At 48.1% G+C, this 12,192-nt stretch carries 13 protein-coding genes; 9 read left to right on the forward strand and 4 right to left on the reverse strand.

Features of this window, described 5'->3' with window-relative positions:
* Positions 1–43: 43 nt before the first annotated feature.
* From SPB21_RS20625 to SPB21_RS20645, 5 genes are all read left to right on the forward strand, one after another.
* Entirely contained in the window at positions 44–1,681 is a 1,638-nt protein-coding gene (locus SPB21_RS20625; RefSeq protein WP_499867614.1) for a peptide chain release factor 3, read from the forward strand.
* Between the two features lie 112 nt (positions 1,682–1,793).
* Positions 1,794–2,978: a cysteine desulfurase family protein gene (locus SPB21_RS20630; protein WP_499867615.1), complete on the forward strand. Its 1,185-nt coding sequence runs from the start codon at positions 1,794–1,796 to the stop codon at positions 2,976–2,978.
* A gap of 160 nt (positions 2,979–3,138) precedes the next feature.
* Positions 3,139–3,852, forward strand: a complete 714-nt coding sequence (locus SPB21_RS20635; RefSeq protein WP_163662560.1) for a DUF1995 family protein — start codon at positions 3,139–3,141, stop codon at positions 3,850–3,852.
* A 119-nt stretch (positions 3,853–3,971) separates the two neighbouring features.
* Positions 3,972–4,511 carry a DUF456 domain-containing protein gene (locus SPB21_RS20640; RefSeq protein ID WP_499867616.1) on the forward strand — a complete coding sequence of 180 codons (540 nt, stop codon included), beginning with the start codon at positions 3,972–3,974 and terminating at the stop codon, positions 4,509–4,511.
* Between the two features lie 31 nt (positions 4,512–4,542).
* Positions 4,543–5,070 (forward strand): pentapeptide repeat-containing protein, encoded by a 528-nt coding sequence (locus SPB21_RS20645; RefSeq protein ID WP_163662562.1) that lies wholly within the window; start codon positions 4,543–4,545, stop codon positions 5,068–5,070.
* Between the two features lie 101 nt (positions 5,071–5,171).
* On the opposite strand, the gene SPB21_RS20650 is transcribed toward SPB21_RS20645, so the two are convergent.
* The 3 genes from SPB21_RS20650 to SPB21_RS20660 all read right to left on the reverse strand — a co-directional run bounded on the left by SPB21_RS20650 (position 5,172) and on the right by SPB21_RS20660 (position 8,188).
* Positions 5,172–6,371: an aspartate aminotransferase gene (locus tag SPB21_RS20650; RefSeq protein ID WP_163662564.1), complete on the reverse strand. Its 1,200-nt coding sequence runs from the start codon at positions 6,369–6,371 to the stop codon at positions 5,172–5,174.
* Positions 6,372–6,382: 11 nt separating this feature from the next.
* Positions 6,383–7,537 (reverse strand): iron-containing alcohol dehydrogenase family protein, encoded by a 1,155-nt coding sequence (locus SPB21_RS20655; RefSeq protein ID WP_163702563.1) that lies wholly within the window; start codon positions 7,535–7,537, stop codon positions 6,383–6,385.
* Positions 7,538–7,672: 135 nt separating this feature from the next.
* A complete protein-coding gene (locus tag SPB21_RS20660; protein WP_163662568.1) occupies positions 7,673–8,188 on the reverse strand; it encodes a DUF2518 family protein in 516 nt (171 codons plus the stop codon).
* A 153-nt stretch (positions 8,189–8,341) separates the two neighbouring features.
* Between SPB21_RS20660 and SPB21_RS20665 the strand changes: the two genes are divergently transcribed.
* Positions 8,342–9,760 carry a phospholipase D-like domain-containing protein gene (locus tag SPB21_RS20665; RefSeq protein ID WP_499867617.1) on the forward strand — a complete coding sequence of 473 codons (1,419 nt, stop codon included), beginning with the start codon at positions 8,342–8,344 and terminating at the stop codon, positions 9,758–9,760.
* A 77-nt stretch (positions 9,761–9,837) separates the two neighbouring features.
* Here SPB21_RS20665 and SPB21_RS20670 read toward each other — a convergent pair whose 3' ends face one another.
* Positions 9,838–10,836 carry a glycosyltransferase gene (locus SPB21_RS20670; protein WP_163671592.1) on the reverse strand — a complete coding sequence of 333 codons (999 nt, stop codon included), beginning with the start codon at positions 10,834–10,836 and terminating at the stop codon, positions 9,838–9,840.
* A 216-nt stretch (positions 10,837–11,052) separates the two neighbouring features.
* On the opposite strand from SPB21_RS20670, the gene SPB21_RS20675 reads away from it, so the two are divergent.
* From SPB21_RS20675 to tatA, 3 genes are all read left to right on the forward strand, one after another.
* Positions 11,053–11,346 carry a hypothetical protein gene (locus SPB21_RS20675; RefSeq protein WP_163662572.1) on the forward strand — a complete coding sequence of 98 codons (294 nt, stop codon included), beginning with the start codon at positions 11,053–11,055 and terminating at the stop codon, positions 11,344–11,346.
* Positions 11,347–11,515: 169 nt separating this feature from the next.
* Complete coding sequence (locus SPB21_RS20680) at positions 11,516–11,881, forward strand: hypothetical protein (protein ID WP_499867618.1); 366 nt, start codon at positions 11,516–11,518, stop codon at positions 11,879–11,881.
* Between the two features lie 67 nt (positions 11,882–11,948).
* The gene (tatA, locus tag SPB21_RS20685) at positions 11,949–12,137 is read left to right on the forward strand and encodes a twin-arginine translocase TatA/TatE family subunit (protein WP_163662576.1); all 189 of its coding nucleotides are present in this window, start codon (positions 11,949–11,951) and stop codon (positions 12,135–12,137) included.
* Positions 12,138–12,192: the final 55 nt, after the last annotated feature.

Genomic DNA, 12,192 nt, shown 5'->3' on the forward strand with positions numbered 1-12,192 from the left:
TAGCTTGGGGATCGCGCAATGCTCACTGAGCTGAAACATCTCCATGACCTCCACCCTATCGTCTCCAGCAAATATCGATGCTGCCGTTGAGCAGCGCCGAAATTTTGCCATCATCTCCCACCCCGACGCCGGTAAAACGACCCTGACTGAAAAGCTCCTTCTATATGGAGGGGCTATCCATGAAGCGGGCTCAGTTAAGGCTCGTCGTGCTCAACGCCATGCAGTTTCTGATTGGATGGAGCTAGAGCAACAGCGAGGTATTTCCATTACCTCGACGGTGCTGCAGTTTAACTACAGTGGCTATCGGATAAACCTGCTGGATACACCCGGTCACCAAGACTTTAGTGAAGACACTTACCGGACTCTAGCAGCGGCAGATAATGCGGTCATGTTGGAAGATGCGGCTAAAGGTTTGGAGCCACAGACACGTAAGTTGTTTGAGGTTTGCAAGATGCGTGGGCTGCCAATTTTTACCTTTTTCAACAAATTAGACCGCCCTGGTCAGGAACCGCTGGCACTACTGGATGAAATTGAAAAAGAGCTAGAGCTATTTACCTACGCCGTTAACTGGCCCATTGGCATGGGTGATCGATTTAAGGGAGTCTTTGATCGTCGCAAGAAACAAGTGCATTTGTTTGAGCGTTCGGCTCACGGTAGTAAGGCTGCGACGGAAACGGTTCTGGAATGGGGAGATCCCCGCATTGAAGAACTGATTGGCGATGATGATGTCTACGGTCAGTTTTTAGAAGAACTAGAAATGCTCGATGAACTGGGTCCCGAACTAGACTTGGAACTCGTGCACTCAGGTGACATGACCCCTGTGTTCTTTGGCAGTGCTATGACGAACTTTGGCGTGGAACTGTTTTTAGAGTCATTCTTAGACTTTGCCCTACAGCCTGGTCCGCGGGAAAGTACCGTAGGCTTGGTCCCCCCCACACGGGAAGAGTTTTCTGGGTTTGTGTTTAAGCTCCAGGCCAATATGGATCCACGACATCGCGATCGCGTTGCCTTTGTTCGCATTTGCTCTGGCCGTTTTGAAAAGGACATGGTGGTTAATCATGCTCGCTCCGGCAAAAATGTACGGCTATCCCATCCACAAAAGTTGTTTGGCCAAGGACGGGAGTCTTTAAATGCGGCCTATCCAGGCGATGTTATTGGTCTCAATAACCCTGGTGTGTTTGCCATTGGCGATACCATTTACCAAGGCAAAAAGCTGGAATATGAAGGCATTCCATTTTTCTCGCCTGAGTTATTTGCCTATTTGAAAAACCCCAACCCTTCTAAGTTCAAGCAGTTTCGCAAAGGTGTAACAGAGCTGCGAGAAGAAGGCGCTGTCCAGATTATGTACTCAGCAGACGAGTCAAAGCGAGATCCAATTTTGGCAGCTGTAGGTCAACTGCAATTTGAGGTGGTGCAGTTTCGTCTGAGAAATGAATATAACGTCGATACGATGATAGAAATGTTGCCCTATAGTGTGGCTCGCTGGGTGACGGGTGGCTGGGACGCATTGCACGATGCAGGTCGGCTGTTTAATACAGTAACGGTTAAGGACAGTTATGGACGTCCGGTGTTGCTATTCCGCAATGAGTGGAACTGTCAGCAAGTGGAAGGAGAACATCCAAAACTGGCGTTAAGTAAGACGGCTCCGGTGGTTTCGGGTAAAGAGCCAGAGGAAATCTAGGTAGGGGTACCCCCTTGTGGGTACCCTGGGCTGAGCTATTCTGGCATTTACTTAACTGGGCTCTGACCAGTCGAAAGACGGCATATCATAAGCAGGCAGGACAGGGCATGTTATGCAGATCTATCTAGACTACAGCGCTACTACGCCACCGCGAGCTGAGGTGACGGCGGCGATGGGCTCGGCTATGAAAAGTAGCTGGGGGAATCCATCGAGCTTACATAACTGGGGTAGTCGGGCGGCTACGGTCATGGAAACGGCACGGATGCAGGTGGCGGATCTAATGGGTGCGTCTGGAGATGCTGTGGTATTTACAGCCAGTGGCACTGAGGCAAATAACCTGGCCGTCATGGGGGTGGCGCAGCAGTATCGTAAGCCTCGCCATATGATTATTTCGGCGGTGGAGCATTCTGCGATCGCAAAACCCATCACGCTTCTCGAACAGTGGGGCTGGCAAATCACTCGGTTACCTGTGGATTGCTATGGTCAGGTACATCCCATAGATTTAGCCAAAGCACTGCGAGAGGATACGGTACTGGTCTCTGTTATTTATGGACAAAGTGAAGTAGGTACCATACAGCCCATTGCTGAGCTTGCGGCAATAATTAAAGCCAGTGAGCATATTTCTAAACCCCTTTTCCACTCCGATGCTGTGCAGATAGCTGGGCGCTTGCCCATTGATGTACAAAAACTGGGTGTAGATTTACTCTCCATATCCAGCCATAAGATTTACGGCCCACAAGGTGCGGGAGCACTGTATGTGAAACCGGGCACTGACTTGATGCCGTTAATTAACGGGGGTGGTCAAGAGAATCACTTGCGCTCAGGGACTCAAGCAGTACCCACCATTGTGGGTTTTGGTGTAGCCGCGGAGCTGGCCAGGCAAGAACTCTCTCAAGAACAACAACGATTGCTAAAACTGCGCGATCGCTTAATTGAGCAGTTGCAATGTCATCCTGAACTATTACTGACGGGACATCCACAGCAGCGGCTACCGCATCATGTCAGCTTCTATCTGCCCAATGCCAATGGGGAGCAGGTCTCTGGTAAAACCCTGGTACGTCAGTTGAATTTGGCGGGAATCGGCATCAGCGCAGGATCGGCTTGTCATAGCGGAAAACTGACACCGAGTCCGATTCTGCAGGCCATGGGATTTAGTAATACAGCAGCTAAAACAGGCATTCGCTTAACCCTTGGACATCAGACTACGGAGGCTGATGTAGATTGGACAGCAATGGTGGTAAGACAGATTATTGAACGGGTAATGATGAGGCAGCTGGTTACAGCAGGGGGCAAATAGCGAAGCCATCAGTTCCAACGCTTGCAGCCACCCACGAGAACGTTGATGACGTTTATAAAAAGGACGTCAATGGTAACCCCATCATTAAACTCAAATGCTAGGCTGCCAAAAAAGCAGATAATCAGAGGGTGATTGATTTCTGAAAACGACAAATCCAACCATGTCTGACCTGCCGAGTAGCCTTGAAGCAACCATCGAGCAAGCCATTGCCTCTACCAAGGCAGCCATTGAAGATGGCATCATCCGCCTACAGGTAGAAATGGTCATTCCAGAACTCAAGCAACAACCCATCGCAGAACGCTTCTTAACCCTCTTCCAAGACTTGGGTCTGCAGTTCAAAGTCTATTTCCCTGATGCTGGTGCAGCCGCCCTCGCTAGACGCGACTGGGACAACCCAGACTTCACCATCCGTGGCATCAACGAAATTCAAGCCGCTATTACGCCCGATGATGAAGCCTTTCTAATTGTCAATCCGTCAGCGGTGGAAGTTCAGGATGTGGAAAAACTCTGTAATGAGGCGCAAGATCGTCCTGTTGTTCTGCTTAATCCTCAGTTAGAAGATGTCAGTATTGTCGGCATTGGCTATGCTGCGCGTCAGTTACGCGAACGATTTTTAAGCACCCTGACCTCGTGCTATTACTACCGACCCATGACCGATTCTGCTGTACTGCGTCGCCATCCCCAAGGTTGGCAAGTTTGGCAAGACGTCGGGGATGACTACGAGCTTAAAGCTGAATTGCCTGAACGCCCATCTAGCGAGGCCTTAGAAAAAATTCTCTACGGCAGCGAAGACACTGAAGGGAAGGCGGCTCCCAAACCCAAGAAGAGTTTACTGGGTGAAGTGCAAAAGTTCCTGCGTGCTTTGAGTCAATAGAGAACAACACATTACGGTATCCCCGAAACAAAAACCGTTGTCATGTCTATCAATCGACCGCTAGAGTAAAAAGTAGGCGTGCACTTTTGAATAGATAAGCAAATATGACTATAGGGCTGATGGTTCTTTATTGGGTCCTTATCATTGTCATGGTAGCTGGCATTGTCGGTGCATTTGTTCCTGCATTTCCTGGCATTGGGTTAATTGTCGCAGCTATTGCAATTTGGGGTGCTGTTTCAGGCTTCAGTCAAGCTGTGCTCATTGCCCTGGGCGTTGCGATCGCGATTTTTCTAATCACTACCGCCATTGACTACTTGGCCGGCTACCTAGGGGCCAAAAAGGTTGGAGCCAGTAATTGGGGTCAAATTGGAGCCATCATCGGTATGATTCTCGGGCTGCTGGGGCCGCTACCTGCCATTCTTGTAGGCGGTCCTATCTTTGGTCTTCTTTTTGGCTCCATGATCGGGGCTTTTATTGGCGAAATGTTATACCGCCGTGATTTAGCCTTAGCCGCACGCTGCAAATTGGGTGCAAAGGTAAGTTTGGCAATCGTGGTCAGCTCTCTACTGGGAAACGTGATTGCTGGGGTTTTGTCTATCATTGCAACAGTAGTGTTCCTAATAACAACCTGGCCGACAGCCATGTCACCAGCGTTGTAATCAGTTATGAGCCGTCTACACTGTCACAGATATGGCCCACCCAGAACACCTAGACATCTTGAAAAGCGGTGTCAGAGCGTGGAACCGCTGGCGTCAGCAAAATGCTCAAATTCGACCAAATTTGAGAGCCGCTGACTTACAAGGAGTTGATTTAGCAGGGTTTAACCTACGACTCACCTACCTGAGTGGTGCCAATTTAAGTCGCGCCTATCTTTTTGAAGCCAATCTATGTGAAACCAATTTTCAGGGAGCTAATCTTAGCCACTGCTGCTTGATTGGTGCTGATCTCACCCAGGCCTATTTTGCGAATGCCAATTTGTACCATGCCTATCTGTCCCAGGCAAACCTGACGGAGGCCTATTTTGGGCATGCAAACCTAGAAAAAGCGAACTTAACGAACAGTCTGATTAATCAGACTTATTTTGGTCAAGCCGATGTCAAAGAAACTGACTTTAGTCAAGCTCAAGATTTGGCAAATATACACCTAAGGCTAGCTCGAAATTTTGAGCTAGCCATTTTGGAAACAACAGCAGATCCTCAAAAACGCTTGGTTGCTTAGAGAGGATATATATTTCTGCAAGCGGCACAGGCAATTGCATCAGTCCTGTAGGGGCACTCCCTTGTGGATGCCCAGCGCCAAAATCACCAGTGAAACTAGCCCTAGACAGTCACTGACGATGGGTAACGTACACCCGCATCCTTCAAGCGTTGGAGTGCCTCCTTCAGGCGATCTTCTTCTGCAATCAGGCTAATGCGGACAAATCCTTCTCCACCCTCACCAAAGGCACTACCAGGGGTGACGACTACGCCAGTATTTTGCAACACATAGAACGCAAAATCTGCGGCGGTCATATCGGGAGGGCACGGCACCCACAGATACATGGTAGCTTTGGTTTTAGGTACATCCCACCCCAATTCTGCCAAACCTGAGATCAGGCAGTCTCGCCGGGTACAGTAGCGATGCCGAACTTCTTCCAAGTAGGAGTCAGGCAGATTAAGGGCCGTTTCCGCAGCAGTTTGAATGGCGGAGAAAATACCGTAGTCGAGGTTGGTTTTGAGGGTACGTAATCCTTGAATAATGTGGCGATTACCGACAACAAAACCTACACGCCAACCTGCCATGTTGTAGGTCTTAGATAACGTATGGAATTCGACACTGAATTCTTTAGCACCGGGAATTTCAAGAACGCTGGTGGGCTGATACCCATCAAAAGCTAGCTCGGCGTAGCATAGATCATGCACCAACATAATTTCGTAGTGCTTGGCAAAGGCTACGATCTCTTCAAAAAAGGCGCGGGGAGCGGTAGCTCCTGTTGGGTTATTGGGATAGTTGAAATACAGAACTTTGGCCCGACGGGCAACCGCTTCTGGAATGGTGGAGATATCGATCAGCCAGTCATTTTCTGGCGTTAGCATCAGGGGATGGATAGATGCGTTTGCGATCGCAGGTCCCCGAAAATGAGCCGGATACGAAGGTGTCGGCACTAGCACCGTATCGCCGGGATCAAGATAAGCCAACGCCAAGTGTGTCAAACCTTCTTTAGAACCCAACAGGGGCAGCGCTTCTCCCTCGGGATCAAGGTTCACACCATAACGACGACGGTACCAAGCTGTAATGGCATTTCGAAAACTGGCAGTCCCCTCAAAGGGAGGATAGCCGTGCTGGCTAGCATCAGCCAGGGCCTGCTGAGCCGCCTCTACCACTGGAGCAGGTGTGGGACCACCAGGATTTCCCATCCCGAGATCAATTAAATCAAGGCCCTGGGCTCGCGCATTGGCCTTCAGCTCATCCAGACGCGCAAAGGCGTAGGGAGGTAACTGCTCAAGTCTCTGTGCTTTTTTCATCCAAGCTAGGGTCATGGCCTACCTCCTCATGACTTGCGTGACGGTGATTGGGCTTTGCTGGGCAATGGGGACACGGATGCCTCGGGCGGACTGCGGCGACAGGGGGCTGTGGTTGAAACCATGGCAGCCATTACCTGCTGAGGGCTGACAGCAAATGGCAAATGGTGAATATCTGATTGGGGCTGACAAGCAAACTCGGCAGCCTGGCGCAGCTCCATGACAGACATTTCTTCTAAACCCAGATCGTTTAAGGTCATTGGTAACCCAATTTGGGTATAAAACCGAAGCAATTGCTGGCGAGCAGCTACAGCTAGGGCATTGTTCGCTGCCATTTCCTCTAAGCGCAGTTGCACTAAGATACCATAGGCTACTTTTTCGCCATGGAGCATACTATGGCTTGATGGGATCTGGGTTAAACCGTTATGAACCGAATGAGCGGCGACAGTTCTACATTGAGCCCCCCCAATACCACCAATCACACCAGCCATCAGCACCGAAGCATCGACCACCTCCCGCCAATCGTCTCCACCAGGATTTTCTAAAGCAGCCGCTGATTTTTGGAAAAGGATATCTCGCAGAACCCGAGCCTGTTGCACTGCACCAATAATTAAGGTTTGAGAAGAATGGCCACTGCTGACAGAGGCTTCGTACCATTTTGCGATCGCATCCCCAATCCCCGCAATAAGTGTGCGTTTAGGTGCGGTTGCAACGAGTTCATAGTCCAACAACAATAGATTAGGACAAACCGGCAGCCCGACATCATAACGGAAGGCCCCCTGGTCAGAATACACATTAGATAGTGCAGTCCAAGCAGCACAGGTCGCCGCCGAAGTGGGGATCGTGATCACGGGTAACTGTGTTTGATGGGCCAACAGTTTAGCTGCATCAAGGGCTTTACCACCACCGACACCAATGATTAGGTCAGCTCCATGATCCGTCACTGCCTGACGCAATTGGGCCAATGATGTTTCACAACAGTCATTTCGGTAGGACGCTTGGACTACCTTCAGACCATGAAGCATCTCAGTCAAAAAGGGAGCTGCCGCCTGTAGGGTGCGATCACCCCCCACTAATAATGGCCGTTGCCCCAATCTGGCGACCAGTGACCCACTGCCAGATAAAATCCCGGAGCCGCGCACCACCTGAGACGGTGCCACCATCAGCGTCGATATCGTAGACATAATTGATTCTCAGCAAATCGATAAAAGTCCTAAGAGATTTAGCAGCAGCTACAAAAATAATCTGTAACGGAGAGCTACATACCAGGGATCAAATCCAGTTATTCCAGAACAGCAGCGACGGCATCCCAATTCAAGCTAACTGTTCTGGAGTGCCGCTCGCGCCCTAGCCAAATCAGAACGAGAAAGGGTAATGGCATAGCCAGATTCTGATTTAACATCTGGCTGAATCTTACCCAGATACAACAAGTCTGAGATACCTGGGTCACGATGCACAATCGTACGAGCCCGGATCATCGGAGTTTGTCCACCACCTAAACGACTAGGGTTAAACGAATTGACCGCCGCCTGCCGCAAAGTCGCTTCCAACTCAGGTTCTGTAATATCTACAGGAACTGAAATAACAAGCTGAGCTGCCCCAGAATCATAAACAGTTGTGTAGGAGACCGAGCCTTCAATCGTAGTCGACACTAAGGGCTGAAAACTCAGACCAAACAGACCTGCTGTCAGCACACCACAAAACCCAGTAACCCCTACTAGTCTGAATCGAATACCCCACTGGACTATAAACGCCAGCGCTGCCAGAGCCGCAAAGGCTAACGTAGTGAGGCCCATCCACTTGGTTGCCTCTAGGAAAAATTCGGGAGTTGGCATAGCAAACTAGCGCTTTTTGTGTGTAATCAGCATAACGTGATTAATCGTATCAGTGGACACGTTTTTGAGCGTGGGCATTAGGCAGCAATCTGCTGCTAATTGGTCAGCTTGGCAGGGCTCACTAAAGACTGTCTAAAGAATTCATCAGGTGCAATGCTCAACCGATTTCAAGTGGGATATTTTGGCCTACTTGCCCTTGCCCTTGGCAGCCTTGGATTAGCTTATCTAGGCTGGAAAAAAAGTAATAGAGATCCCAGCCCTTTACCGCAAGACCCCTATGTTCAAGTTTTTTTTAATCAAGCAGAAACCCATAGATATAAGGATCCCTATCGTCAAATTCGACGGTCTGGTGAAAACTTAGAACAAGTATTGCTTGATGCCATTGACCAGGCAAATATCTCGGTTGATGTGGCTGTACAAGAACTAAACCTGCCATATGTGGCAAATGCCTTGATCAATAAGGCTCAGGCTGGAATAGCGGTGAGGGTGATTCTAGATAATCAATATAGTGAGGGTTGGAGCGGGCGCGATCGCAACTGGATTCGTCAACAAGATAGTTACAGCCGAGGCAAATACGAAAATTTGTTTGCATTTGGTGACATAGATGCAGACGGACACGTTTCCCCCGATGAAGCAGCTAAACGCGATGCCATCCTCATGTTGCACCAGGCTGACATTCCCATCGTGGACGATACTGCCGACGGCACCAAAGGCAGCGGCCTCATGCACCATAAATTTATCGTGGTGGACAATCGCACGGTAGTCACCGGTTCTGCCAACTTTACCCTGTCAGGCATTCATGGAGACTGGTTAATTCCTGAGAGCCAAGGCAATGCCAATGCACTCTTACACATCAATAGTGCAGAGCTCGCCACTGCCTACACAGATGAATTTAATCTGATGTGGGGTGACGGTCCTGAAGGGCAACCCGATAGTCTCTTTGGATCTCCAAAGCCAATGCGATCTCTAAAAACAGTTTCTCTTCCAGGCAGCACAATCACAGTGCAGTTTTCACCACACCGAGCTGATACCCCCAGGGAACAGACGACCAATGGCATCATTGCCCAAGCCCTTAGTCAAGCACAACAGTCCGCTGATCTAGCTTTGTTTGTGTTGACCGATCAAGGCATTGCCAATACACTAGCTGCCAACCCTAAAATTCAACTCCGCACCCTGATTGATCGCAGCTTCATCTATCGCTACCACAGTGAGGCATTGGATATGCTCGGCCTGAGTTTACCCGATCACCGTTGCAAGTATGAAAAAGATAATCAACCGTGGCATGTGCCCATCAAAACCGTCGGTTATCCACACCTAGCTGACGGCGATAAGCTGCATCACAAATTTGCCCTGATTGATGATCGCACAGTGGTTATTGGATCTCATAACTGGAGTAAAGCCGCTAACAACAAAAATGATGAAAATCTCCTCATCATCGAAAACGCCACTGTTGCACAACATTTCAAACAGGAATTTGAACGCCTCTACCAAAAAGCTAAATTAGGACGCACAGACTATCTTGTGAATCAGATGAGAAAGATGCAGGAGAAATGTGGCACAAGTCAGTTTTGATTTTTGAATGAGTAGCCTTTGCCTAAGAAATTCCTGACAACGGGTGATCAACTCAAAACTAGGAACTCAAAACCGCTTTATCTCCTTGTCTGAAGCTTTGCCAGTTTTGCTTGCACGCGTTTGTAAAAAAGGTAAAGTTGTCGCTTGCGAGTCAGACCAGGAATATCTGATGGCTGTTTTTGCCGATAGTCAAAGAATTGGTTGAGTTCGATCAGAATAGTTTCCATGCGAGGGACTAACTGTTCAGTACGATAAGGGTTAAAAAAGGCATCTGGTAAATCATTAGGCTGCCAATTATCTAGCACGGCTGCAATTCGCTGGCAATCATAGCCTGTGGCATAGCCTGCAATTTTGTGACAGTTTATCCCAGGGTCAAGATAATCGGCCAGGGCATGATTGACACTGGAAAAGACCTGACAACCACAGGCCAATGCTTCCATAGGCGGCAAACCAAAGCCTTCGGTCAAACGATACTGCGCCCAGTATTCAGCTGAATCGTAGAGATAAACCTTAGCTCGGTTAAAGAGAGCCATTAAATCATCTACAAAGGAGTCGATCACAACAACATTAAAGCTCTTTTGTAATTCAGGAATTAACTGAGTAGTTAAATATTCTGACGATTTTCTTGCCTGCACTAGAATATCAATATCTCGATTAACCTGATGATTAACAACATTGGCAGGTAACTGATTGGGGAGCCAGTAAATAAGGGAATTTTGCGATCGCATCCCCCAATACCCCATAGTGTTACGACTCACAGAAAGAATCGGCACTTGAGGCGGTAATACAAAACCATACCCCGAGCTATGGGCATGATATACCACATGACAATGAGAAAGTTTTTTAAGTTGTTTAGGAACATCAAACCCCCAGCTAACAACAAAAATAAAACGACTGAGATCATTCTCCTGTAAAAGATCGTCAAGCAAGGGATAAGCGTCTTCTCGCTGCCGATAGGTAACCACGTCAGCCTCACAAATCTGTTGAGCTAATTGCAGAGTATTCAGTTCAGCAAAAAGACCACCACAGTAAAACGTACGAGTAGTGCCAGGCAGGAGAAAATAAAGCTTTCTCATTACAAATGGAGTATGGGCCGCCCAGTATTTTACAGGATGAACGGCAGATACCTGGATTGATTGCATAGTTCCTAAGACTGCCAGAGACCATCATTAAGCCCCAATACTCACCGCTATTAATTTCGTAGATAGTTCCCATCTATCCTATGCTTTGATGATTCAAAATTTCGTACATAGATTAGGGATATGCAATCGCTACTCCATTAGGAGGCTTCCATGAATACTTACCCCTCCAATTTGCAAGAACTTGAAGTTAAACGTCGGTACTTAGAGCGACTGTGGCAGCCTACCCCAATCCAAAAAATCAGACAAACATCCAGCAAATGGCTGCATTCAGCTGGTCAATGGTTAGTGAAATCCCTGACTGAAGGAGATCAGTTACGCATTTGGGTGAAAGAAACCAAACAAGGGAACTACTGGTGCGTACACGATCCCATCAGTGGTAAACATAATCGATTCGATTCCGAAGACGCAATGCGCATTTGGATAGAACAGCGATACAGGCACTAATACTAAAGCCGGGCCTTGCAGTCTGTTACAGACTTAGCAAGGCTCGACTAAGTATTCTGACAACTTCTAAAATGTTGCAAAATATATTGCTTTTTGCAACCGTTACATGCGCGCTCTTAAAGCTAACGATTCAATAGAAATATAAGTAGCTTCAAGGGATGCTGTGACCATGAATATTAAGCTCATCATCAGCAATGCAGTCTTGGGAACATTGACCTTAGCATTAGCGGGTTACGCTCAAAGCAACGTTAGCAACAACAGTCGTCATCTATCAGACATCCAAGCCCAAACCTGTCCCGTCTTTCTGACTGATAGCACATCAGCTGATATTTCCAGAAATCAGCGACTAGCTGTACCCGTACGTCCCAACGAAGTATTGGATCTCACCCTACTGTGTTATAGCGGTCCTGTAGACACTGCTGCATCAGAACGGCTAAGTACAGAAGTCAACAATCATCCATCTGAAACTCCACAGTCAGCGACACAATTTGATCAGCTCCCTCAAGATCGAGTTGAATTTGGATCACCGATTTAAAACTACAGGCTAGTTAAGGCCCCGATTGACTACGGTATAGTAATTGAAACATTCATGGAAAGGTGCCATGTTCGGTTTAGGTTGGCCAGAGGTAGGCATTATTGCCATTGTCGCTGTTTTAATTTTTGGGCCTAAAAAAATTCCTGAGTTAGGCAGTGCTCTCGGAAAAACTTTACGAGGTTTCAAAGAGGAAATGGATGCCGAAACAGCTGACTTTGAAGACGCTGAGTATGTTGAGGATCCAGAGTCGCACTAAGTAATCGGAACAAACTTAGCTTATGACTGTCTGTAGTTGTAGTAGGTACATGGTT

It is taken from the genome of Leptothoe sp. ISB3NOV94-8A (assembly GCF_043421595.1).
Classification (GTDB): domain Bacteria; phylum Cyanobacteriota; class Cyanobacteriia; order Phormidesmidales; family Phormidesmidaceae; genus Leptothoe; species Leptothoe turfae.

Bases quoted from the DNA above. Each gene is read 5' to 3' on its own strand.
- SPB21_RS20625 (WP_499867614.1), top strand. From the start codon at position 44: ATGACCTCCACCCTATCGTCTCCAGCAAATATCGATGCTGCCGTTGAG.
- SPB21_RS20630 (WP_499867615.1), top strand. From the start codon at position 1,794: ATGCAGATCTATCTAGACTACAGCGCTACTACGCCACCGCGAGCTGAG.
- SPB21_RS20635 (WP_163662560.1), top strand. From the start codon at position 3,139: ATGTCTGACCTGCCGAGTAGCCTTGAAGCAACCATCGAGCAAGCCATT.
- SPB21_RS20640 (WP_499867616.1), top strand. From the start codon at position 3,972: ATGGTTCTTTATTGGGTCCTTATCATTGTCATGGTAGCTGGCATTGTC.
- SPB21_RS20645 (WP_163662562.1), top strand. From the start codon at position 4,543: ATGGCCCACCCAGAACACCTAGACATCTTGAAAAGCGGTGTCAGAGCG.
- SPB21_RS20650 (WP_163662564.1), bottom strand. From the start codon at position 6,371: ATGACCCTAGCTTGGATGAAAAAAGCACAGAGACTTGAGCAGTTACCT.
- SPB21_RS20655 (WP_163702563.1), bottom strand. From the start codon at position 7,537: ATGTCTACGATATCGACGCTGATGGTGGCACCGTCTCAGGTGGTGCGC.
- SPB21_RS20660 (WP_163662568.1), bottom strand. From the start codon at position 8,188: ATGCCAACTCCCGAATTTTTCCTAGAGGCAACCAAGTGGATGGGCCTC.
- SPB21_RS20665 (WP_499867617.1), top strand. From the start codon at position 8,342: ATGCTCAACCGATTTCAAGTGGGATATTTTGGCCTACTTGCCCTTGCC.
- SPB21_RS20670 (WP_163671592.1), bottom strand. From the start codon at position 10,836: ATGAGAAAGCTTTATTTTCTCCTGCCTGGCACTACTCGTACGTTTTAC.
- SPB21_RS20675 (WP_163662572.1), top strand. From the start codon at position 11,053: ATGAATACTTACCCCTCCAATTTGCAAGAACTTGAAGTTAAACGTCGG.
- SPB21_RS20680 (WP_499867618.1), top strand. From the start codon at position 11,516: ATGAATATTAAGCTCATCATCAGCAATGCAGTCTTGGGAACATTGACC.
- tatA (WP_163662576.1), top strand. From the start codon at position 11,949: ATGTTCGGTTTAGGTTGGCCAGAGGTAGGCATTATTGCCATTGTCGCT.